The 21943-nt window shown below is 66.8% G+C and carries 22 protein-coding genes and 1 riboswitch; of the genes, 11 read left to right on the forward strand and 11 right to left on the reverse strand.

The annotated features are described in order from the left end of the window. Window positions 1–9 precede the first annotated feature (9 nt). The 3 genes from OEJ36_RS12000 to ahcY all read right to left on the reverse strand — a co-directional run bounded on the left by OEJ36_RS12000 (window position 10) and on the right by ahcY (window position 4639). On the reverse strand, window positions 10–2235 hold the full coding sequence (locus tag OEJ36_RS12000) for a hypothetical protein (RefSeq protein WP_263401666.1): 2226 nt from the start codon (window positions 2233–2235) through the stop codon (window positions 10–12). A gap of 52 nt (window positions 2236–2287) precedes the next feature. After that, entirely contained in the window at window positions 2288–3133 is an 846-nt protein-coding gene (gene metF, locus OEJ36_RS12005; protein ID WP_263401667.1) for a methylenetetrahydrofolate reductase [NAD(P)H], read from the reverse strand. A 96-nt stretch (window positions 3134–3229) separates the two neighbouring features. After that, window positions 3230–4639: an adenosylhomocysteinase gene (ahcY, locus tag OEJ36_RS12010; RefSeq protein ID WP_021218390.1), complete on the reverse strand. Its 1410-nt coding sequence runs from the start codon at window positions 4637–4639 to the stop codon at window positions 3230–3232. A gap of 21 nt (window positions 4640–4660) precedes the next feature. Beyond that, a riboswitch (S-adenosyl-L-homocysteine riboswitch) is annotated at window positions 4661–4754 on the reverse strand. A 179-nt stretch (window positions 4755–4933) separates the two neighbouring features. On the opposite strand from ahcY, the gene OEJ36_RS12015 reads away from it, so the two are divergent. Next, the gene (locus OEJ36_RS12015) at window positions 4934–5323 is read left to right on the forward strand and encodes an acyl-CoA thioesterase (RefSeq protein WP_021218391.1); all 390 of its coding nucleotides are present in this window, start codon (window positions 4934–4936) and stop codon (window positions 5321–5323) included. 4 nt (window positions 5324–5327) lie between these two features. On the opposite strand, the gene OEJ36_RS12020 is transcribed toward OEJ36_RS12015, so the two are convergent. Both OEJ36_RS12020 and OEJ36_RS12025 read right to left on the reverse strand, forming a co-directional pair. Next, window positions 5328–6236: a TPM domain-containing protein gene (locus OEJ36_RS12020; RefSeq protein ID WP_263401668.1), complete on the reverse strand. Its 909-nt coding sequence runs from the start codon at window positions 6234–6236 to the stop codon at window positions 5328–5330. Between the two features lie 2 nt (window positions 6237–6238). Next, complete coding sequence (locus tag OEJ36_RS12025; RefSeq protein WP_263401669.1) at window positions 6239–6841, reverse strand: LemA family protein; 603 nt, start codon at window positions 6839–6841, stop codon at window positions 6239–6241. A 165-nt stretch (window positions 6842–7006) separates the two neighbouring features. On the opposite strand from OEJ36_RS12025, the gene OEJ36_RS12030 reads away from it, so the two are divergent. Next, window positions 7007–7393, forward strand: a complete 387-nt coding sequence (locus OEJ36_RS12030) for an MAPEG family protein (protein ID WP_021218394.1) — start codon at window positions 7007–7009, stop codon at window positions 7391–7393. A 17-nt stretch (window positions 7394–7410) separates the two neighbouring features. On the opposite strand, the gene OEJ36_RS12035 is transcribed toward OEJ36_RS12030, so the two are convergent. Then, window positions 7411–7797 (reverse strand): DUF1090 domain-containing protein, encoded by a 387-nt coding sequence (locus OEJ36_RS12035; RefSeq protein WP_263401670.1) that lies wholly within the window; start codon window positions 7795–7797, stop codon window positions 7411–7413. Window positions 7798–7971: 174 nt separating this feature from the next. Between OEJ36_RS12035 and OEJ36_RS12040 the strand changes: the two genes are divergently transcribed. Further along, the gene (locus OEJ36_RS12040; RefSeq protein WP_263401671.1) at window positions 7972–8421 is read left to right on the forward strand and encodes a c-type cytochrome; all 450 of its coding nucleotides are present in this window, start codon (window positions 7972–7974) and stop codon (window positions 8419–8421) included. Here OEJ36_RS12040 and ligB read toward each other — a convergent pair. Both ligB and OEJ36_RS12050 read right to left on the reverse strand, forming a co-directional pair. Continuing rightward, window positions 8415–10109, reverse strand: a complete 1695-nt coding sequence (ligB, locus tag OEJ36_RS12045; RefSeq protein WP_263401672.1) for an NAD-dependent DNA ligase LigB — start codon at window positions 10107–10109, stop codon at window positions 8415–8417. The genes OEJ36_RS12040 and ligB overlap by 7 nt on opposite strands. A 299-nt stretch (window positions 10110–10408) precedes the next feature. Then, entirely contained in the window at window positions 10409–10672 is a 264-nt protein-coding gene (locus OEJ36_RS12050) for a hypothetical protein (RefSeq protein ID WP_263401673.1), read from the reverse strand. A gap of 239 nt (window positions 10673–10911) precedes the next feature. Here OEJ36_RS12050 and OEJ36_RS12055 point away from each other — a divergent pair, with 239 nt between their 5' ends. Then, window positions 10912–11130 carry a hypothetical protein gene (locus tag OEJ36_RS12055; RefSeq protein WP_263401674.1) on the forward strand — a complete coding sequence of 73 codons (219 nt, stop codon included), beginning with the start codon at window positions 10912–10914 and terminating at the stop codon, window positions 11128–11130. A 68-nt stretch (window positions 11131–11198) separates the two neighbouring features. On the opposite strand, the gene metK is transcribed toward OEJ36_RS12055, so the two are convergent. The 3 genes from metK to OEJ36_RS12070 all read right to left on the reverse strand — a co-directional run bounded on the left by metK (window position 11199) and on the right by OEJ36_RS12070 (window position 14364). Continuing rightward, window positions 11199–12389, reverse strand: coding sequence for a methionine adenosyltransferase (metK, locus tag OEJ36_RS12060; protein WP_263401675.1), 1191 nt, complete (start codon window positions 12387–12389; stop codon window positions 11199–11201). Window positions 12390–12401: 12 nt separating this feature from the next. Further along, window positions 12402–13406 carry an ArsR/SmtB family transcription factor gene (locus OEJ36_RS12065; RefSeq protein WP_263401676.1) on the reverse strand — a complete coding sequence of 335 codons (1005 nt, stop codon included), beginning with the start codon at window positions 13404–13406 and terminating at the stop codon, window positions 12402–12404. Between the two features lie 76 nt (window positions 13407–13482). Continuing rightward, window positions 13483–14364 carry a LysR family transcriptional regulator gene (locus tag OEJ36_RS12070; protein ID WP_263401677.1) on the reverse strand — a complete coding sequence of 294 codons (882 nt, stop codon included), beginning with the start codon at window positions 14362–14364 and terminating at the stop codon, window positions 13483–13485. 106 nt (window positions 14365–14470) lie between these two features. Here OEJ36_RS12070 and OEJ36_RS12075 point away from each other — a divergent pair, with 106 nt between their 5' ends. The 7 genes from OEJ36_RS12075 (at window position 14471) to fba (ending at window position 21896) form a co-directional block, all read left to right on the forward strand. Further along, entirely contained in the window at window positions 14471–15604 is a 1134-nt protein-coding gene (locus OEJ36_RS12075; protein ID WP_263401678.1) for a TDT family transporter, read from the forward strand. A gap of 113 nt (window positions 15605–15717) precedes the next feature. Beyond that, window positions 15718–17715 carry a transketolase gene (gene tkt, locus OEJ36_RS12080; RefSeq protein ID WP_043240790.1) on the forward strand — a complete coding sequence of 666 codons (1998 nt, stop codon included), beginning with the start codon at window positions 15718–15720 and terminating at the stop codon, window positions 17713–17715. A gap of 91 nt (window positions 17716–17806) precedes the next feature. Continuing rightward, the gene (epd, locus tag OEJ36_RS12085) at window positions 17807–18874 is read left to right on the forward strand and encodes an erythrose-4-phosphate dehydrogenase (RefSeq protein ID WP_263401679.1); all 1068 of its coding nucleotides are present in this window, start codon (window positions 17807–17809) and stop codon (window positions 18872–18874) included. Between the two features lie 5 nt (window positions 18875–18879). Continuing rightward, the gene (locus OEJ36_RS12090) at window positions 18880–20043 is read left to right on the forward strand and encodes a phosphoglycerate kinase (protein ID WP_263401680.1); all 1164 of its coding nucleotides are present in this window, start codon (window positions 18880–18882) and stop codon (window positions 20041–20043) included. An 80-nt stretch (window positions 20044–20123) separates the two neighbouring features. Beyond that, on the forward strand, window positions 20124–20321 hold the full coding sequence (locus tag OEJ36_RS12095; RefSeq protein ID WP_021222608.1) for a hypothetical protein: 198 nt from the start codon (window positions 20124–20126) through the stop codon (window positions 20319–20321). Between the two features lie 42 nt (window positions 20322–20363). After that, the gene (locus OEJ36_RS12100; RefSeq protein ID WP_184488443.1) at window positions 20364–20681 is read left to right on the forward strand and encodes an MliC family protein; all 318 of its coding nucleotides are present in this window, start codon (window positions 20364–20366) and stop codon (window positions 20679–20681) included. A gap of 150 nt (window positions 20682–20831) precedes the next feature. Then, a complete protein-coding gene (fba, locus tag OEJ36_RS12105; RefSeq protein WP_021222606.1) occupies window positions 20832–21896 on the forward strand; it encodes a class II fructose-bisphosphate aldolase in 1065 nt (354 codons plus the stop codon). Window positions 21897–21943 lie beyond the last annotated feature (47 nt).

Consider the following 21943-nt stretch of genomic DNA (forward strand, 5'->3'; position numbering starts at 1 on the left):
ACGCGTCGCTTACCAGTAGTACTTGAGCTTCTGCGCCCAGGGGTTGCCCGGGTAGTCCTTCTTCAGGTCCTGGAACCACTGCTTGCGTTGGGCCTTGTCGATGTCCTGGCTGTCGCAGGTGTTGTAGCCGGCGGGGGCGAAGCAGTTCACCGCGCGGAACAGCGCGTAGGCCATCTCGTCGGCGCTGGCGTGAGGGTCGTCGATGGTCCGCTGGTAGCCGGCCAGGCGCGACCAGGGCTGGCCGGGGAAGTCGGTGGTCGAGCCGCCCAGTTCGTCTTTCGATGGCTGGCCATTGAGGCTGAAACCGTCCAGGCCGTTGATGCGGACGAAGTCGCCCAGGCAGTTGAGCGCCAGGCCATCACCGTCGTTTTCTTCCAGCCGCTCGGCCACCTTGGCCAGCGGCGGGCAGGCGTACTCGCCGGGAGCGGACTGGCCGGCCCAGGCGAAGCGCCCGACTGCCCAGGTCTCGCCTTCCTCTACCTTGGGCGCCGGGTTTGGCAGCAGGGCGAGGTCTTGCTGGAAGTGGGCGTAGTCGCTGAACAGCAGCTCCTTGTAGAGCAGGGTGAACAGGGCGTTGTCACGTTCGGCGGCAGGTACGGCGCTGTCCTTGGCCTGCTGGCGCAGCAGGTCGGCCGAGGCGACGTTGCGCAGGACGATCTCGCGGATGGGCGCGGTGCGGATCGGCGAGTCGGCGGCGAAGATCTCGGCCACCTTGCCGTTGCGCGAGAGGTTCAAAGCCAGGGCCAGTTCCAGCTGGCCGCGTTGCAGCGCGGAAGGCTGGCGAGTCAGCAGTTGCTGCCAGAGCTCACGCGCCGCATCGGGCTTGCCGGTGGCTTCCAGCGCCAGGCCGCGCAGGGTTTCCTGGCTGAACACCAGCAGGCCCATGGGCGCCTGGGTGTCGCCAGCCGGCAGGGCGGCCAGGGCCTTGGCGGCATCGCCACCACGGTAGAAGTGCCAGGAGGCGACGAGGTAATCGTGCAGGCCGGGTTGGCTGGCGAAGCGTTGCTTCTGTGCCTGCAGCTGTTCCAGGGTGATGGTCGGGCTGAGGTCGCTGCCGGGCTTGCGCAGGCGTATCAGGTCCATCACCGCGAGCAGGGTCGGGTCCTGGACATCGTCGGGCTTGAGCGCCGGCAGCAGCTTGACATCGAGCTCCTCGATCAGCGCGCGGCCGCTCATGTTGCGCTGGTCGCTGTCCTCGTCCTGGGCAAACTGCCAGGCGTACTCGGCGGCGAACTTGCGCGGGTCGTCCAGCAGCCAGTAGACCTTGCGCAGCAGGCCACGGGCGGAGGCGCGGTAAAGCCCTTCCGGGTACGCCTGCAGGTAGGCCTTGAGGCCCGACTCGGCGCTGGTCATGGCGTTGCGGTCGATCTTCGCCAGGTCGGGAACGCCGTACTCGTCGAAGGCGTCCTGCTGGGCCTGGTTCAGCGCGACACGCGCCTGCATGTACAGGGCGGTTTCCTTGAGCCAGGGCTGGTCGCTGGAGGCGAGGCCGGCGAACTGCTGGCCGGCACCGGCGAAGTCGCCGCGGTAGAAGGCGTCGGCACCGGTCAGGTAGGCGCCGAAGGCCTGGGCGACCGGGGAGGTGAGCGCGCCGGCGGCGGGCAGCACGTCCTCGGGTTGCGGGTCGCCTTCGCCACAGATGGTCATCAGGTTGACCCGGGCATCGGCCAGGGCCTTGCGCTCGGCGGCCGAGAGCGCCTCGGTGCCGGCCAACTGGTCGACGAAGGCCTGGGTGCTGTCGAGGTCGTTGGTGCGGCAGCGGTTGCCCTCACCTTCGGCGAAGTAGTGCTCGGCCAGGCCGTTCTCTTCCAGTTGCACGCCTACCTGCTCGAGAGCCAGGGTGAGGTTCTCCTTGCGCGGGTCCTTCTGCTCGGCCTCGGTGTTCTCGGCATCGCTCTCTTCGCCTTCGCCGCTGCTCTCGCTGGCGGCTGCCTCGGCATTGGCCGGGTCGAGCATCTCCAGGGTGAAGGGCACCTGGGCGTAGCCGTCCTCGTAGCCGCTGGTGGACTTCAGCGTTTCCGGCAGGCGCAGGTGGCCGGCATCGGCCAGCAGCAGCTGCAGGTTGGCGCGGCTGTCGTTGCCGGGGCTGAGGAAGGGCAGGTTGCTGCAACCCAGCAGGCGGTCGCCGGCGATGGCCCAGGTGGGGCTGCAGACGAAGTCGAAGCTGGCAAAGGCGCCGGGGCTGGCGAAGCCGATGAGCAGGGCGAGCGGAGCGAGGCGTGGCGTGATCGTCATGGTCTCTTCCTTGAGTGAGGGGGCCGGCGCATCCTGCCGCCGGCCCTTCGCCTCAACGTGGCAGTTTGAGGTTGTTCCAGATGGCCAGGCTGGGTTCGGCCTGGTTCAGGGTGTAGAAGTGCAGGCCCGGTGCGCCGCCTTGGAGCAGACGTTCGCACATTTCGGTCACCACCTGCTCGCCGAAGGCCTGGATGCTGTCCAGGTCGTCGCCGTAGGCTTCCAGCTGCTTGCGGATCCAGCGCGGGATCTCGGCGCCGCAGGCGTCGGAGAAGCGTGCCAGCTTGCTGTAGTTGGTGATCGGCATGATGCCCGGAACGATCGGCAGGTCAACGCCCAGCTTGCGTACGCGGTCGACGAAGTAGAAGTAGCAGTCGGCGCTGAAGAAGTACTGGGTGATGGCGCTGTTGGCTCCGGCCTTGGCCTTGCGGGCGAAGTTGGCCAGGTCGTCCTCGAAGTTGCGCGCCTGCGGGTGGATTTCCGGGTAGGCGGCGATTTCGATGTGGAAGTGGTCGCCGGTCTCGGCGCGGATGAACTCCACCAGCTCGTTGGCGTGGCGCAGTTCGCCGCTGGCCATGCCCATGCCCGAAGGCAGGTCGCCACGCAGCGCGACGATGCGCTTGATGCCGGCGGCCTGGTACTGCTCGAGCAGGCTGCGCAGGTCGGCCTTGCTGTCGCCGACGCAGGAGAGGTGCGGCGCGGTCGGCACCTTCACGTCGCCATCGAGCTGCAGCACGGTGTTGAGGGTACGGTCGCGGGTCGAGCCGCCGGCACCGTAGGTGCAGGAGAAGAAGTCCGGCTTGTAGGTAGCCAGCTGACGCGCGTTGTTCAGCAGTTTTTCATGCCCGGCTTCGGTCTTGGTGGGGAAGAACTCGAAGCTGTAGCGGCGTTCTTGAGACATGGAGAAGGGTTCCTTCTCAGCTGCAAGCCGTAAGCTTCAAGCTGCAAGCGAGACGTGCCCGCTTGCAGCTTGCGGCTTGAAGCTTGCCGCTGCTGGTTAGTAGCGATAGCTGTCCGGCTTGAACGGGCCTTCGACGGTGACGCCGATGTAGTCGGCCTGCTGCTTGGTCAGCTGGGTGACGACGCCACCGAAGCCCTTGACCATTTCCAGGGCCACTTCCTCGTCCAGTTTCTTCGGCAGTACTTCGACGGTCAGGCGTTCGGCTTTCTTCTCGGCGGAGAGGTCGGCGTACTTCTGCTCGAACAGGAAGATCTGCGCCAGTACCTGGTTGGCGAAGGAGCCGTCCATGATGCGGCTCGGGTGGCCGGTGGCGTTGCCCAGGTTCACCAGGCGGCCTTCGGCCAGCAGGATCAGGTAGTCGTCGTTGGCCGGGTCGAAGGAACCGGCGCCGGTGCGGTGGATCTTGTGCACCTGCGGCTTGACCTCTTCCCAGGCCCAGTTCTTGCGCATGAAGGCGGTGTCGATCTCGTTGTCGAAGTGGCCGATGTTGCAGACCACGGCGCGCTTCTTCAGGGCCTTGAGCATGCCGGCGTCGCAGACGTTGACGTTGCCGGTGGTGGTGACGATCAGGTCGATCTTGCCCAGCAGTGCGGCGTCGACGCTGGCTTCGGTGCCGTCATTGAGGCCGTTCTTGTAGGGGGAGACCAGCTCGAAGCCGTCCATGCAGGCCTGCATGGCGCAGATCGGGTCGACTTCGGACACCTTGACGATCATGCCTTCCTGACGCAGGGACTGGGCGGAGCCCTTGCCCACGTCGCCGTAGCCGATCACCAGGGCCTGCTTGCCCGACAGCAGGTGGTCGGTGCCGCGCTTGATGGCGTCGTTGAGGCTGTGACGGCAGCCGTACTTGTTGTCGTTCTTGCTCTTGGTCACGGCGTCGTTGACGTTGATCGCCGGGACTTTCAGGGTGCCGGCCTTGAGCATGTCCAGCAGGCGGTGCACGCCGGTGGTGGTCTCTTCGGTGACACCGTGGATGCGCTCGAGCATCTGCGGGTATTTCTTGTGCAGGATCTCGGTCAGGTCACCGCCGTCGTCCAGCACCATGTTGGCGTCCCAGGGCTGGCCGTCCTTGAGGATGGTCTGCTCGATGCACCACTCGTACTCCTGCTCGGTCTCGCCCTTCCAGGCGAATACCGGGGTACCGGCGGCGGCGATGGCGGCAGCGGCCTGGTCCTGGGTGGAGAAGATGTTGCAGGAGGACCAGCGCACTTCGGCGCCCAGGGCGGTCAGCGTCTCGATCAGCACGCCGGTCTGGATGGTCATGTGGATGCAGCCGAGGATCTTCGCGCCTTTCAGCGGTTGGCTGGCGGCGTACTTGCGGCGCAGGCCCATCAGGGCGGGCATTTCGGATTCGGCGATGATCAGTTCGCGACGGCCCCAGGCAGCGAGGGAAATGTCGGCGACTTTGTAATCGTTGAAATCGGCAGGCGTGATAACAGCGCTCATGCGAACTCTCCATTCGTTGTGTGCGAATGGGCGCCGTTGATGCGTTTGGGTAACGCCCCATCCGAGCCTGACAAACCCTTTCTGGAACAGGTCTGCTGCAGCGCCCCTCGGACAGGTGGCGGGCGCGGCCATGAAGCCGCGTGAAACCGGGGGATTATAGCCGTGTGAGGCGATCTGCCCAAGGCTTTCCGTCGTGCGGCGAGCACTCTATCGACGTGATTGATTTCGCTGCCGGGACAGCGCAACGGGGCTCTGCCATCATCCTTCGCGTCAACGAAGCGAGGAGAACGACAGATGAATTTCCATACGCGCAAATGGGTCAAGCCCGAGGACCTGAACCCCAACGGCACCCTCTTCGGCGGCAGCCTGCTGAAGTGGATCGACGAGGAGGCGGCGATCTACGCCATCATCCAGCTCGGCAGCCAGCGCGTGGTGACCAAGCTGATGTCGGAGATCAACTTCGTCAGCTCGGCGCGCCAGAGCGACATCATCGAACTGGGCATCACCGCCACCGAGTTCGGCCGCACCTCCCTGACCATGCGCTGCGAAGTGCGCAACAAGATCACCCGCAAGAGCATCCTCACCATCGACCGCATGGTCTTCGTCAACCTCGGCGAGGACGGCAAGCCCGCCCCCCACGGCAAGACCGAGATCAGCTACATCCGCGACCAGTTCAAGGACTGACCGGTTACCAGCGCCCGGAGGCTCCGCCTCCACCGCTGGAGCCGCCGCCCCCGCTGAAGCCTCCGCCGGAGCTGCTGGACGAGCTGCTCGAACCGCTGCCCGATGAGCCGCCGGACGAGCCCGAGCCGACGCTGAACTGCCAGGAGGACAGCGGCGCGACGATGAAGATGAACACGAACAGGCCGATGAAGCCCGCCGTGATGGTGAAGAACAGCAGCAGGTCGATGGGCGTCAGCGTCACCAGGCAGTAGATGAAGGTGGCCAGGGTCACCAGGCCGACGCAGGAGAAGTAGCGCCTGCCGCTGTGCTGGCGTGCCCAAGGCCTGGGGATGCGCTTGACCAATGCCGGTGCGGCAAAGAACTGCGCGAAGAACAGCACGACGCCGAGCAGGCTGACGGTGTCTGGTTGGCGGTCCCTGGCGGTGGGCTCTGGCAGTGGTTCGCCGCGTACCAGGCCCGAGAGGGTGTCGGTGCCGGCCTGGATGCCACCGAAGAAATCGCCTTCGCGGAAGGCCGGGGTGATGCGCTCGCGGATGATGCGCGCCGCCTGCACATCGGTCACCGCGCCTTCCAGGCCGTAGCCCACCTCGATGCGCAAGGCACGGTCGTCCTTGGCCACCAGCAGCAGGATGCCGTCGTCCACGCCCTTGCGCCCCAGCTTCCATTGCTCGAACACCCGGGTGGCATAGGTCTCGATGCTGTCCTCGCCGGTGCTGGCGACGATCAGCACGGCGATCTGCGCGCCTTTCTCCGTCTCCAGGGCGGCGAGCCGCGCTTCGAGGGCGGCGCTCTGGCTGGCGTCCAGGGTGGCGGTGAGATCGGTGACCCGCTGCTTGAGGGCGGGCACCGCTGGTGCGGCGCTGACGCAGGCGCTGGCCAGCAACAGCAGCAGGGCGATCAGGTGGGCGCGCATGGTCAGCCTTCCCGGTGCGGAGCGGTGCTGAAGTCCACCTTGGGTGCCACCGACACCTCGGCCTCGTTGGCGACGCTGAAGTTGGCCTTGGGCTGGTAACCGAAGGCCATGGCGGTGAGATTGCCGGGGAACTGGCGGACCAGCACGTTATAGGCCTGCACGGCCTTGACGTAGCGCGAGCGCGCCACGGTGATGCGGTTCTCGGTGCCTTCGAGCTGCGCCAGCAGGTCCTGGAACAGGCTGTCTGCCTTCAGCTGCGGGTAGTTTTCGCTGACCGCCAGCAGGCGCGACAGCGCGGAGCTGAGCTGGCCCTGGGCGTTCTGGAAGTTTTTCACCGCCTGCTCGTCCGTGAGCTGGCCGGCATCGAGCCGAACACTGCCGACCTGGGCCCGGGCCTCGGCCACCTGGGCGAGCACGGCCTGTTCGTGGGCGGCGTAGCCCTTCACGGTGCTGACCAGGTTGGGGATCAGGTCGGCGCGGCGCTGGTACTGGTTGACCACCTCGGACCAGTCGGCCTTGACCTGTTCGTCGGCACTTTGCATGGCGTTGTAGCCGCAGCCGCTGAGCAGCAAGGCGGTGAGCAGAAGGATGGCAAGGCGGGGCATGGGCTTTTCTCGTCCTTGAAAAAGGGGTGATTAGAACAGGCGACCTCGTCGACGGACAGTCGTGGCCATTGGCCGATGTGCCGATCGGCACGTTTTGACCGGCCATGGACGACGAACGGTACCTGGCGCAGCCTCGGGGCTTTCCCTGCCCCCTTGGAGCCTTCAATGACCCTAGCCTACTGGTGCGTGCTGGTCGCGCTGTTTCTGCCCTACCTGTCCACTGCTGCGGCGAAGTTCACCGGAGGGGATTTCGGCCCCCGGCAGAACCATGACCCGCGCACCTTCCTCGCCGGCCTGGAAGGCTGGCGCAAGCGCGCCAACAATGCCCAGCTGAATGCCTTCGAAGTCACCCCGGCATTCGGCATCGCCGTGGTCATCGGCCACCTCGCCGGCGGCGCCGAGCAAGGCACCCTGGACACCCTGGCCATGGCCTTCGTCGCCAGTCGCATCGCCTACTTCGTCTGCTACCTGGCCGACTGGGCGGCGCTGCGTTCACTGGTCTGGTTCGCCGGCATGGGGCTGATCGCCAGCTTCTTCTTCGTCTCCGCCTGAGGCGGGCGCCGCTGGGGTCAGCGCTGCAGTTCCGCCTCGGCGGCGCTGAGTTCCCGGCGGGCTTCGGCCAGCTTGGCCTCGCGCTTGGCGATCTTCCCGGCATCGCCCTTGGCCTGGGCTTCGCGCAGGTCGGCTTCGCGTTCCTGCACCTCGGCGCGGCGCTTGGCGATGTCGTCCTCGCGCTGCTGGCGCAGGCCGGCGTCGGTGCAGTGGGCCTTCACTTCGTCCAGGGCTTTCTGCAGGCCGGCGACCTGCGCATCGTTGCCGTGGGCGCGGGCCTGTTCGATGCGTGATTCGATGGCCTGGCGCTTGGCCGTACAGCCGGTGAGTGGCGTGTCGGCGGCAGCGGCGGTGCCTGCCAGCGTGAGGCCGGTAGTGAGTAGCAGCAGGGTGGGCAGGTTCATGAAGTTGCCTCGCTCGGGTGGTTTCGGTTGGTTGTCATTGTGGCTGCGGATGGGCGCTCGCGCCCGGCTTATCGGCCTTGCAATGATCTGCGACAAACTGTCGCCACCCTTGGTATTTGCCTGGCATCTACCGATACTGTGCGCCCCGCTCGCCGTAGTACCCCGTGATCCGCCATGAAAAGAACGACTGTCCTGATCCTGCTATCCGCCTGCCTGACGCTCGCCGCCTGCGACGGTGTCGACCCCAATTCGCCCCTGGGCAAACGCCAGGCGATCTTCAAGCAGATGCTGCACACCAGTGAAGACATGGGCGGCATGCTGCGTGGCCGTGTCGACTTCAACGAGCAGAAATTCGCCGAGAACGCGGTGAAGCTCGACCAGCTGTCCCACCAGCCGTGGCAGCACTTCCCCAAGGTGCGTGACGAAGGTGACAGCGACGCCCGTGACGAAGTCTGGCAGCGTCAGGAGCGTTTCCAGACCCTGGCCCGCGAACTGGAAGCCGCCACCGGCCAGCTCGCCGCCGCCAGTGCGGCCCGCCCGCTGAACCCGGACGCCATGGCGCCGCTGGTGCAGAAGGCCGAAGACGCCTGCGAGGCGTGCCACAAGGAATTCCGCGCCTACTGAGGCGGAGCGAAACCCTCGACGCCCGCCGATGCCAGGCGCTCGCGCAGGGCCTGCACCTCCGGGTGGCGGAAGAAGGCCTCCAACTGCTGTGCGCGGGCCGGCCCCAGGCCCGGGGTGGCTTGCCACTCGGCCTGGGTGCGGCGTGCCAATCGCTCCCAGCCACCATCCAGTGGCGCACCGCTGCTGGGCGGCAGGCCCAGGGCCTTGAGCCAGCGCTGGAAACCCTGGCGTTTCGCCATGGCGCTCGCCTGGGTGAAGCGCGCGGCGTTGCGCTGGGCAAACCCGGGGATGCCCTGCAGCTCCTCTTCTTCCAGTTCCAGCCAATCCAGCAGGCCGTCCAGCTTGCCAGCCGCCAGAAGGCGCTCCCAGGTGCCCGGCCCGACACCGCGCATGGCCAGGCCACCGCGGCCGGACAGCCATTCCAGCCGGGCGAGAAATTGCGCCTGGCAGCCCGGTGTCGGCCGCCAGCAGCTGAGGGCGTGCAGGGCTGTCTGGTCCGGCACCTCCAGCGCCACGCGCTCGCTGGCCCGCAGCACCACCGACTCCAGGCGTGGAATGGTCAGCCCGGCGAGGGCGATGGCCACCTGATCACCGGGGCGGATATCCAGTTCGCGCCAATGCCCCAGGGAGCCCAGGCTGACGCGCTGGATGCGCCGATCATCCAGGGTCACCGCCGAGAGCAGCAGGCGCGGGGTAACGCGACCGGTGCGGCCGACGAGAAACTCCACCCGACGCACCTCGGCCAGGGCCTGGGCGAAGGGGTATTTCCAGGCGATGGCCCAGTGCGGAGGTCGCGCCTGCCAGGTGTGTGCGGCGGGCGCCAAGCCCTGGCGGATTACCACGCCATCGCTGGCGAAGGGTAGGGCGTTGCGGTACCAGTGCTCGCGCCACTGGGCCGCCTGCTCGGCGTTGTGCACCGGCAGGGTGTAGCGCTGGGTATCGGTGAAGCCCAGGCGCGCTAGGCCATCCAGGCGCTGGAGCATGCCCTCCGGCCCACCGGGCCAGTCCCAGATGAACAGGCCGATGCCCCGGGCTTCCTCCGCGCCCAGGTTGTGCCTGGCCATGAGCCCGGCAACCATGCCGCGCGCGCCCCGGCTGCCGACCTGGGCCTGGATGTGCCCGGGGAGCTGCCAGTAGAGCTCGCCTTGCAACAGCAAGTCGCTGGAGGTGGCGAGGCGCTCGGGAATGGCGGGGATGCGCCGGGCGTTGGTGGTCCAGTCCTCGCCGCGCTCGCCGTCGCCCCGGCTGATGGCCTGCTGCAGGCGCCCTGCCCGGTAGACCAGGGTGACCGCCACACCGTCCACCTTGGGTTGCACCCACAGGTCATGGCGGGTGCGCATCCAGTCCTGCAGGGCCTTGGCGTCTGCGAGCTTGTCGAGGCCGGTCTGGGCCACGGGGTGCGGGTGCTTGCCTTCGACGGAGCCAAGGGGCCGCGTGTCTTCCACGACGGTGGTGGGGAAGCACTGGCGCAGTTCGGCGAAGCGCGCATGCACCTGGTCGTAGATCTCGTCGGGGATGGGTGATAGGCGGTCGCGGTGGTAGCTGTGTTCCCAGTCGGTCAATTGTTCGCGCAGGGCAAGCAGTTCGCGCTCGGCGCGGGCATCGCTCCAGGTTGGGCAATCAGCGAGGGCGAAGGCGGGCAGGCAAAGGACCAGGGCGAGCAGGCGGGTGGGCAGGGGAGTGGGCATGCGGGCCTCCGTGAGGGTGGGACGGGCTCCATGCCCGAAAGGAGGCAGCAGAACATCCTTGACGGCTTCGCTGGGGGACAGCGCTCAGGGGGGCAATCGGGGCGGTGTTGCACCGTGGAAGGGCGGCGGGGCGCCTGGCAGGGAACGAGGCTGGTGGGATTGGAGCCGGCTGCCGTGATGTGCGACGGCAAGGGACGGGGCTGTAAAGCGGCGGATCCGAGCGGCGGGCGTTGCCTGGGGGAAGGCGTACGTGCGGTTGAGGCTGACATGAAGGGCCGACTCGCGCCGGCCCCCGCGACTCAGCCTTTCTGGGCTTCGTCGAGTTTCTCGCAGCCTTCGGACAGTTGCTTCTCGGCCTTGTCGGCCACCGAGCCGAGCAGGCTGGAACCCAGGCCGCTCTGTTCCTTCTTGGCCTCATCCAGCTTGGCCTGTGCTTCTGCGCTCTTTTCCTCGCAGCCCTTGTTGAGCTTGTCGCCCAGGGGGTTGCCCAGGTCGACGGCCTGCGCCTGGACGGCGAACAGGGCTGCGAACAGGGCGGCGGGAAGAATGGACGTGATGCGCATGGGTATCTCCTTGGGCTCCAGCGCCAATGCTTGCTCGCCCCGGGCGCTTGAGTCATTCGTGAGGGAGGGGCGAGAGGGCGCGGATTCTAGCAACAGGGCAGCGAAATGAAAGCTGCGTTGCTTCACGGCCCGGGATGTAGATCGGGCCGAAGGTGAGTGAAACCCTGGACTGAAGTGCGGGCTACGCAGAAAGGGCGCGCGCTGGTAGGATCGCCGCTCTTTCTCACAGGGAGTGGCAAATGGCTACGGTAGGCTTATTCATCGCGTTGGCGGGTTGGATCTGGTCGGTGGCGCGAGGCATCCAGGTTTCCATGCTGTGCGTGGTATTCAACTTCATCTTCCCGCCGATCTCGCAGGTCATCTTCGCGGCCAACGAGCCGGTGCAGCGCTCTCCGCTGCTGGTACTGGCTGCCGGCCTGGGCCTCATGTACCTCGGGGGCAGCCTGAAGATTTCCTGATTTTCGCCAGTACCGGTACAGCAAAGAAAAAGCCCCGCGAATGCGGGGCTTTTTCATGTCGCGAAGCCTTACAGGCCGGCGGCGGCACGCAGGGCGTCGACCTTGTCGGTCTTCTCCCAGGTGAAGGTGCTGAAGCTGTCGTTGCCGACGGTCCTGTGCTCCGGGGTACGGCCGAAGTGGCCGTAGGCCGCGGTGTCGCGGTACATCGGGTGCAGCAGGTCGAGCATCTTGGTGATGGCGTAGGGACGCAGGTCGAACACTTCGCGCACCAGCTGGATGATCTTCTCTTCGGCGATCTTGTGGGTGCCGAAGGTGTTGATCGAGATGGAGGTGGGCAGTGCCACGCCGATGGCGTAGGAGACCTGGATCTCGCAACGCTCGGCCAGGCCGGCGGCAACGATGTTCTTGGCGACGTAGCGGCCGGCGTAGGCAGCGGAGCGGTCGACCTTGGACGGGTCCTTGCCGGAGAAGGCGCCGCCACCGTGACGGGCCATGCCGCCGTAGGAGTCGACGATGATCTTGCGACCGGTCAGGCCGCAGTCGCCCACCGGGCCGCCGATCACGAAGTTGCCGGTCGGGTTGATGTGGAACTGGGTGTCCTTGTGCAGCAGCTCGGCGGGCAGGCTGTGCTTGATGATCAGCTCCATCACCGCTTCGCGCAGGTCCTTCAGGCTGACTTCCGGGTTGTGCTGGGTGGACAGCACCACGGCGTCGATGCCGACCACTTTGCCGTTCTCGTACTGGCAGGTGACCTGGGACTTGGCGTCCGGGCGCAGCCACGGCAGCAGGCCGGACTTGCGGGCTTCGGCCTGGCGCTCGACCAGGGCGTGGGAGAAGCGGATCGGGGCCGGCATCAGCACGTCGGTCTCGTTGCTGGCGTAGCCGAACATCAGGCCCTGGTCACCGGCGCCCTGGTCTTCCGGCTTGGCGCGGTCGACGCCCTGGTTGATGTCCGGGGACTGCTTGCCAATGATGTTCATCACGCCGCAGGTGGCGCCGTCGAAGCCGACGTCGGAGCTGGTGTAGCCGATGTCGCAGATGACGTCGCGGACGATCTGCTCGAGGTCGACCCAGGCGCTGGTGGTGACTTCACCGGCGACGATGGCGACACCGGTCTTGACCAGGGTTTCCACGGCCACGCGGGCGTGCTTGTCCTGCTCGATGATGGCGTCGAGGACGGCATCGGAAATCTGGTCGGCGATCTTGTCCGGATGGCCTTCGGACACGGATTCGGAGGTAAAGAGGGAGTATTCGCTCATCTAACGGTTCCTTTAATACCGGTGGGTGAGGTCGCTTCTCGAAGCCGGCTTGGCGAAGTGCCGCACCTGAATCTGAAAGCCGTTTCTTAAACCAATGTAGAGGCTCTCGCCGGGCGTCAGCCCCGCGGCGCCGGCCCACTGGGCCAGGTCGTCCTGTTCGAAGCCGAGCCAGAGATCGCCGCAGGCCTCCCTGGCCCAGCTCTGGTTGTGGCTGCACAACTCGGTGATCAGCAGGCTGCCCCCCGGAAGGAGGTGGTGAGCCAGCTGCTTCAGGGCCTCGGCCGGGGCGGCGAAATGGTGCAGGACCATGTTCAGCACCACGCAGTCGGCAGCCTCGTGTTCGTCATCCAGGGCGTCGGCGAGCTTGAGCTCGACGTTGCCCAATCCTTCGGCGGCGCAGCGGCTGCGCGCCAGTTCCAGCATCGCCGGGCTGTTGTCCAGCGCGGTGACGCGGGCGAAACGCCTGGCCAGGTCGGGGAGGAAGCCCCCGTCGCCCGGGCCCACTTCCAGGGCGCAGGCGCTGGCCGGCAGGTTCAGTGCATCCAGCAGGGCCAGCACGCTGTCGCGGTACTGCGGCAGGCCGGCGATCAGGTCCTGCTGGGCCTGGAATTTCTCCGCCGAGCGGGCGAAGAACTCGCGGCTCACCGCCTCGCGCTGGGCATGCACCTCGGCGATCCGCGCCAGTACGTCCAGGGGCAGCTGCAGGCTGTCCACCTCGTCCAGCAGCGCCCCGTGCAGGGTGCCGCCGAAGCGCTCGCCCCGGGCGATGGCGCGGCGGTAGAAGATCGCGTTGCCTTCGCGGCGCGTGGCCACCAGCCCTGCCTGGGACAGCACCTTGAGGTGATGGCTCATGCCGGACTGACCGGTGGCGAAGATCTGCGCCAGCTCCAGCACCCCGAACGAATCGTTGGCCAGGGCGCGCAGCACGTTCAGGCGCAGGGGGTCGCCCCCGGCCTTGCACAGTGCGGCCAGCTCATCGCAGTCGTCGTGGCGGATCTGGGGGACGCGCAGGTTCATAGGGAGCGCAGTCTAGTCCCCGCTCCAACCGCTCGCAACGGCAATATCAAAAAGTTTTGATATTGCCGATAGGTGGTTATTTTTTGTCCAGGATCGCCGCCAGGAACGCTGCTGGTGCGGGGCTCAGGGTGCGGGTCGGGTGCCACAGCAGGTGCAGTTCGCGCTCGATGCGCAGGTCTTCCACCTCGAGGGCGACCAGGCGGCCGGCGGCGAGGTCGTCGTCGATGACCCGCTGGGACAGCCAGGCGATGCCCTGGCCGTCGCGCACCAGGCGCTTCAGCGCTTCGGTGCTGGCGATGGCCATGCGCGCACGCACCTCCAGGCCCTGGCGGGCATAGGCCTGCTCGATGCTGGCGCGGGTGCCCGAGCCCTCCTCGCGCAGGTACAGCGCCTGGCCGGCCAGCTCGGCCGCGGCCAGGCGGCCTCGGTCCGCGAGGGCGTGAGTGGGGCTGCAGACCGGGAGCAGGCGATCGCATTCCAGCAGATGGAAGGCATGGGTGGTGCGATCGAAGTCGCCCTCGACGAAGCCCAGGGCGATGCGTTCGTCGGCCAGCGCCTGGGTGATCTCGCGGGTGTTGCTGACCTGCAGATCCACGCGGATTTCCGGGTGCCGGACATGGAATCGGGCGATCAGGTCGGGCAGCAGATAGCTGCCCAGGGTGGCGCTGGCGCCCAGGCGCAGTTCGCCGTCGTCGAGGCCGGCGAAGCTGCGCAGGTCCGCTTCGGCGGCCTGTTCCAGGGCGAAGATGCGTTGCGCATAGCGGTGCAGGCGCAGGCCGCCTTCTGTCAGGGTCACGCCGCGGGGCTGGCGGTCGAAGAGGGTGATCCCGAGGCGGGCTTCCAGCTCACGCACTTCACGGGTGACCGCCGGCTGGCTGATGTGCAGGCGCTCGGCACCGCCGCTGATGCTGCCGCTCTCGGCAACGGCGAGGAACACCTTGAGGTGATGAAGATTCATAAATAAAAGGCATGTCGTGCATATCAAGGATGTATTTTTCGTATAGCACATGGCGGATTTACTGTGCAGTCATCGTCTGCAACGGGACTACCCGACCGGAGCCACCATGCCTCGCCCAATGACTCGCCTCACCGACCCTCGCGCCCTGGTGCGCCATTTCATCCCCGGCTGGTTCGCCGTGACCATGGGCACCGGTGTGCTGGCCCTGGTGCTGGGTACGCTGCCCTGGCAGCTGCCGCTGCTGCACCGCCTCGGCGAGGCGCTGTGGCTGTTCAACGCCTTGCTGTTCGCCACCTGTGCCGGGCTGTTCCTGGCGCGCCTGCTGCTGCACCCGGACACCATCGAGCCGATGCTGGCGCACCCGGTGCAGTCGATGTTCCTCGGCGCCATCCCCATGGGCTTGGCCACCCTGGTCAACGGCCTGGTGCTCTATGGCGGCCCGCACTGGGGCGCCACCGCCTATGCCGTGGCCCATGGCCTCTGGTGGCTGGACGTGGCCCTGGCCCTGGGCGCGGCGCTGCTGGTGCCCTACCTGATGTTCACCCGCCAGGAGCATGCGCTGGAGAAGCTCACCGCCGTCTGGCTGCTGCCCATCGTCGCGCCCGAGGTGGCCGCCGCCAGCGCGGGCGTCATCGCCCCGCACCTGGATGCCGCCGACGCGCGCCTGCTGCTGGTGATGGGCTACCTGCTGTGGGGCCTGTCGATGACCCTGGCCTTCTCGCTGATCACCCTGGTGCTGCTGCGCCTGGCCCTGCACAAGCTGCCGGACACCGATTTCGCCGCCACCAGCTGGTTGCCCCTGGGGCCGCTGGCCACCGGCTGCCTGGGCCTGCTGGCGCTGGGGCATGCGGCGCCGGGCGCCCTTGCCGGTTCGCCCCTGCAGGGCCTGGCTGACCTGCTGCCGGGCATCGGCCTGGTGGGCGGGCTGGCGCTCTGGGGCGCGGGGTTCTGGTGGTGGGTGACGGCCTGCCTGTTCACCCGCCGCTACATCCGCCAGCGCATGGCCTTCAACCTGGGCTGGTGGGGCTTCACCTTCCCGCTGGGTGTGTTCGCTCTGGCCACCTTCGAGCTGCAGCGGCAGACCGGCCTGGCGTTCTTCGGCGCCGTCGGTGCCCTGCTGGCGCTGCAACTGTTCGCCGTCTGGCTGCTGGTGATGCGTCGCACCCTGGCCGGTGCCTGGCACGGCGAGCTGTTCCGCGCCCCCTGCCTATGCCCGCTGACGGGCCCGGCGCGGGGCTGAAAGGACAAGGAGGCGCATCTTCGACCATCTGTCATTGCCCGATGCCTGCCCGCTGGGCGAAAATAGCCGCCTTTTTTCGTTCAGCGTCTTTTCAGACCCGCAGGAGATCAGCGATGCCCAGCCGTCGTGAGCGTGCCAATGCCATTCGTGCCCTCAGCATGGATGCGGTGCAGAAAGCCAACAGCGGCCACCCCGGCGCCCCCATGGGCATGGCCGATATCGCCGAAGTGTTGTGGCGGGATTACCTGCAGCACAACCCGAACAACCCGCAGTGGGCCGACCGCGACCGTTTCGTGCTGTCCAACGGCCACGGCTCGATGCTGATCTACTCGCTGCTGCACCTCAGCGGCTATGACGTCACCGTCGACGACCTGAAGAACTTCCGCCAGCTGCACAGCCGCACCCCGGGCCACCCGGAATATGGCTACACCGCCGGCGTCGAGACCACCACCGGCCCGCTGGGCCAGGGCATCGCCAACGCCGTGGGCTTCGCCCTCGCCGAGAAGGTGCTGGGTGCGCAGTTCAACCGCGAAGGCCACGAGATCGTCAACCACTTCACCTACGCCTTCCTCGGCGACGGCTGCATGATGGAAGGCATCTCCCACGAGGTCTGCTCCCTGGCCGGCACCCTGGGCCTGGGCAAGCTGATCGCCTTCTACGACGACAACGGCATCTCCATCGATGGCGAAGTCCATGGCTGGTTCACCGATGACACCCCGAAGCGCTTCGAAGCCTACGGCTGGCAGGTGATCCGCAATGTCGACGGCCATGACGCCGACGAGATCCGCACCGCCATCGAGACCGCTCGCAAGAGCGCGCAGCCGACCCTGATCTGCTGCAAGACCATCATCGGCTTCGGCTCGCCCAACAAGCAGGGCAAGGAAGAGTGCCACGGCGCTGCCCTGGGCAACGACGAGATCGCCCTGACCCGCGCCAACCTGGGCTGGAACCACGCACCCTTCGAAATCCCGGCCGACATCTACGCCGAGTGGAGCGCCAAGGAAGCCGGCGCCGCCCGTGAAGCCGCCTGGAACGAGCGCTTCGCCGCCTACGCCGCCGCCCACCCCGAGCTGGCCGCTGAATTCCAGCGCCGCGTGAAGGGCGAGCTGCCCGCCGACTTCGCCACCCAGGCTGCCGCCTACATCGCCGAAGTCGCCGCCAAGGGCGAGACTATCGCCAGCCGCAAGGCCAGCCAGAACGCCCTGAACGCCTTCGGCCCGCTGCTGCCCGAGTTCCTCGGCGGCTCCGCCGACCTGGCCGGCTCCAACCTGACCCTGTGGAAAGGCTGCAAGGGCGTTTCCGCCGAAGACGCCGCCGGCAACTACATGTTCTACGGCGTGCGCGAGTTCGGCATGAGCGCCATCATGAACGGCGTCGCCCTGCACGGCGGTTTCATCCCCTACGGCGCGACCTTCCTGATCTTCATGGAATACGCCCGCAACGCCGTGCGCATGTCCGCCCTGATGAAGCAGCGCGTGCTCTACGTCTTCACCCACGACTCCATCGGCCTGGGCGAAGACGGCCCGACCCACCAGCCGATCGAGCAGCTGACCAGCCTGCGCAGCACCCCGAACCTGGACACCTGGCGCCCCGCCGACGCGGTGGAATCCGCCGTGGCCTGGAAGGCGGCCATCGAACGCAAGGACGGCCCGAGCGCGTTGATCTTCTCCCGCCAGAACCTGCCCCACCAGGCACGCGATGCGGCCCAGCTGGCCAACGTCGCCCGTGGCGGCTACGTGCTCAAGGACTGCGACGGCGAGCCCGAGCTGATCCTCATCGCCACCGGTTCGGAAGTCGGCCTGGCCGTGCAGGCCTTCGACCAGCTGACCGCCGCTGGCCGCAAGGTCCGCGTCGTCTCCATGCCGTCCACCAGCCTGTTCGACCAGCAGGACGCTGCCTACAAGCAGTCCGTGCTGCCGCTGGAAGTCGGTGCGCGCATCGCCATCGAAGCCGCCCACGCCGACTACTGGTACAAGTACGTGGGCCTGGAAGGCCGCGTGATCGGCATGACCAGCTTCGGCGAATCCGCCCCGGCCCCGGCCCTGTTCGAGCACTTCGGCTTCACCGTCGAGAACGTCGTCGCCACTGCTGAAGAACTGTTGGAGGACTGACGCCAGCTGCAAGCTGCAAGCCTCAAGCGGCAAGCAAGAGCACATCTTGCCTCCGCCTTGACTTGCAGCTTGTCGCGTGCGGCTTGCGGCTATGTCCAATCTTCCTTTCCGCGTTGCCCTGAACGGCTACGGCCGTATCGGTCGTTGCGTCCTGCGTGCCCTGCATGAGCGCGGTGGGCGTGATGGCTTCGAGATCGTCGCCCTCAATGACCTGGCCGATCAGGCCAGCATCGAGTACCTGACGCGCTTCGACTCCACCCACGGCCGCTTCCCGGGTGACGTGAAGGTCGATGGCGACTGCCTGCACATCAACGGCGACTGCGTGAAGGTGTTGCGCAACCCATCCCCCGAGGGGATCGACTGGGCGGCGCTGGGTGTCGACCTGGTGCTCGAATGCTCCGGCCAGTACACCAACCGTGCCCAGGCCGAGCGCTTCCTGCGGGCCGGCGCGCCACGGGTGCTGTTCTCCCAGCCCATGGCCAGCGAGGCGGATATCGACGCCACCATCGTCTACGGCGTCAACCAGGACAGCCTGGTCGGCACCGAGACCCTGGTCTCCAACGCCTCCTGCACCACCAACTGCGGTGTGCCCCTGCTGAAACTTCTCGATGAGTCGGTGGGTCTGGAGTACGTCTCCATCACCACCATCCACTCCGCGATGAACGACCAGCCCGTAATCGACGCCTATCACCACGAAGACCTGCGCCGCACGCGTTCGGCCTTCCAGTCGGTGATTCCGGTCTCCACCGGCCTGGCCCGGGGTATCGAGCGCCTGTTGCCGGAACTGACCGGGCGCATCCAGGCCAAGGCCATCCGCGTGCCTACAGTGAACGTGTCCTGCCTCGACATCACCCTGCAGACCGCACGGGACACCAGTGCCGCCGAGATCAACCGCGTGCTGCGCGAGGCCGCCGAAAGCGGCCCGCTCAAGGGCCTGCTGGCCTACACCGAGCTGCCCCACGCCAGCTGTGATTTCAACCACGACCCCCATTCCGCCATCGTCGACGGCAGCCAGACCCGCGTGTCCGGCCCGCGCCTGGTCAACCTGCTGGCCTGGTTCGACAACGAATGGGGCTTCGCCAACCGCATGCTCGACACCGCAGGCCACTACCTGCGGGTTTCCGCTGCTTCCACAACATCCAGCCCCGTGAAGGACTGACCCCCATGACCGTGTTGAAAATGACCGACCTCGACCTCCAGGGTAAGCGCGTACTGATTCGCGAAGACCTCAACGTCCCGGTGAAGGACGGTGTCGTGAAGAGCGATGCGCGCATCCTCGCCTCCCTGCCGACCATCAAGCTGGCACTGGAGAAGGGCGCGGCGGTAATGGTCTGCTCGCACCTGGGTCGTCCCACCGAAGGCGAGTTCTCCGAAGAGAACAGCCTCGCGCCGGTGGCCGAGTACCTGGCCAAGGCCCTGGGCCGTGACGTGCCCCTGGTGGCCGACTACCTGGACGGCGTCGATGTCGCCCCCGGCCAGGTGGTGCTGTTCGAGAACGTGCGCTTCAACAAGGGCGAGAAGAAGAACGCCGACGAGCTGGCGCAGAAGTACGCCGCCCTGTGCGACGTCTTCGTGATGGACGCCTTCGGCACCGCCCACCGCGCCGAGGGCTCGACCCACGGCGTGGCCAAGTTCGCCAAGGTCGCCGCCGCCGGCCCGCTGCTGGCCGCCGAACTGGAAGCCCTGGGCCTGGCCCTGGGCAACCCGGCCCGCCCGATGGCCGCCATCGTCGCCGGCTCCAAGGTCTCCACCAAGCTCGACGTGCTCAACTCGCTGAGCCAGATCTGCGACCAGCTGATCGTCGGCGGCGGCATCGCCAACACCTTCCTCGCCGCTGCCGGCTACAAGGTGGGCAAGTCCCTGCACGAAGCCGACCTGCTGGAAACCGCCCGCGCCATCGCCGCCAAGGTCAGCGTGCCGCTGCCGGTTGACGTGGTGGTGGCCAAGGAATTCGCCGAAACCGCCGAAGCCACCGTCAAGGCCATCGCCGACGTCGCCGACGACGACATGATCCTCGACATCGGCCCGCAGACCGCCGCCCAGTTCGCCGAGCTGCTGAAGTCGTCGAAGACCATCCTTTGGAACGGCCCGGTGGGCGTGTTCGAGTTCGACCAGTTCGGCAACGGCACCAAGGTCCTGGCCCAGGCCATCGCCGAGAGCCCGGCCTTCTCCATCGCTGGCGGTGGCGACACCCTGGCTGCCATCGACAAGTACGGCGTTGGCGAGCGCATCTCCTATATTTCCACTGGCGGTGGTGCGTTCCTCGAGTTCGTCGAGGGCAAGGTGCTGCCGGCCGTTGAAGTGCTGGAACAACGCGCCAAGGCCTGAATCAGGGCCTGAAATAGCGGCTAAACCATGGCGGTGGCCCGTGGTCCCTTGAACAGGACCCGAGAAAAGGAGTTGCCGCCATGCGTACCAACCTGATCCTGCTGTCGTTGTTCGCGATGCTCGCCGGCTGTGCGGGCGGTGCTTCCGCGCCGTCCACCTGCGAGGTGATGAGCCCGCCCCAGGTCATCCTGCCGCAATCCCAGGATGACCAGCGCGTCGAGGCCCAGAGCAGCGGTGACCCCACCGTCAACGGCAGCCAGGAGCAGCACTGTCCATGACCCATTGCGGGTGAACGGCCTTCTGGCCAAGGGAGTGAAAGGATGAAAGGCATGTTCGCCCTCGCGGCGCTGTTGGCGCTGGGCGGCTGTGCGGGCGCCCAGGCGCCGGCCGACGAGTGGACCCGCTGGGTCTGCGACAGCCAGGCCGAGGTGCTGTGGCGCTTCGCCGATGCCAACCAGGAGCAGGTGGACCTGCGCCTGGGCGGTGGCGATATCGTCTACCGCCTGACCCGAGAACCTTCGGGGTCCGGCGTGCTCTATAGCGACAGCCGCCTGGCCTTCCACACCAAGGGTGACGAAGGGCTGGTCTACTGGGTCGCCACCGATGACCTGATCGGCCGCGGCTGCAAGGCGCCCTGAACCGGCGCCGATGATTTCACCGGGCCGGCTTCATCGCCGGCCGGTTTTTACGGGAGGACGTTCGCCGTCCTTCATGGAACTTGAACATGGCCTGCCCCTGCGGCAGGCTTCGCATTTCGAATGCCCACCCACTCGGGAGACTGAAACACCATGGCACTCATCAGCATGCGCCAGATGCTGGACCACGCCGCCGAATTCGGCTACGGCGTCCCGGCCTTCAACGTCAACAACCTGGAACAGATGCGCGCCATCATGGAAGCGGCCGACAAGACCGATTCCCCGGTGATCGTCCAGGCTTCCGCCGGTGCCCGCAAATACGCCGGCGCGCCCTTCCTGCGCCACCTGATCCTCGCGGCCATCGAAGAGTTCCCGCACATCCCGGTGTGCATGCACCAGGACCATGGCACCAGCCCGGACGTGTGCCAGCGCTCCATCCAGCTGGGCTTTTCCTCGGTGATGATGGACGGCTCCCTGCGTGAAGACGGCAAGACCCCGGCCGACTACGACTACAACGTCCGCGTGACCCAGCAGACCGTGGCCTTCGCCCACGCCTGCGGCGTGTCCGTGGAAGGCGAACTGGGTTGCCTGGGCAGCCTGGAAACCGGCATGGCCGGTGAAGAAGACGGCGTCGGCGCCGAGGGCGTGCTGGACCACAGCCAGCTGCTGACCGATCCGGAAGAAGCCGCGGACTTCGTCAAGAAGACCCAGGTCGATGCCCTGGCCATCGCCATCGGCACCAGCCACGGCGCCTACAAGTTCACCAAGCCGCCGACCGGCGACGTGCTCTCCATCGAGCGCATCAAGGAGATCCACAAGCGCATCCCCAACACCCACCTGGTGATGCACGGCTCCTCCTCGGTGCCGCAAGAGTGGCTGAAGGTGATCAACGAGTTCGGCGGCGACATCAAGGAAACCTACGGTGTGCCGGTCGAGGAAATCGTCGAAGGCATCAAGCACGGCGTGCGCAAGGTCAACATCGACACCGACCTGCGCCTGGCTTCCACCGGCGCCATCCGCCGCATGATGGCCGAGCAGCCGAGCGAGTTCGACCCGCGCAAGTTCTTCGCCAAGACCATCGTCGCCATGCGTGACATCTGCATCGCCCGCTACGAAGCCTTCGGCACCGCTGGTAACGCCTCGAAGATCAAGCCGATCTCCCTGGAAGGCATGTACCAGCGCTATGCCAAGGGTGAGCTGACCGCCAAGGTCAACTGAGTTTTCCCTTCGCTGGAAACGGAAAGCCCCGCATTCGCGGGGCTTTC

This window comes from Pseudomonas sp. PDM13 (assembly GCF_025685765.1).
Taxonomy (GTDB): Bacteria; Pseudomonadota; Gammaproteobacteria; order Pseudomonadales; family Pseudomonadaceae; genus Metapseudomonas; species Metapseudomonas solani.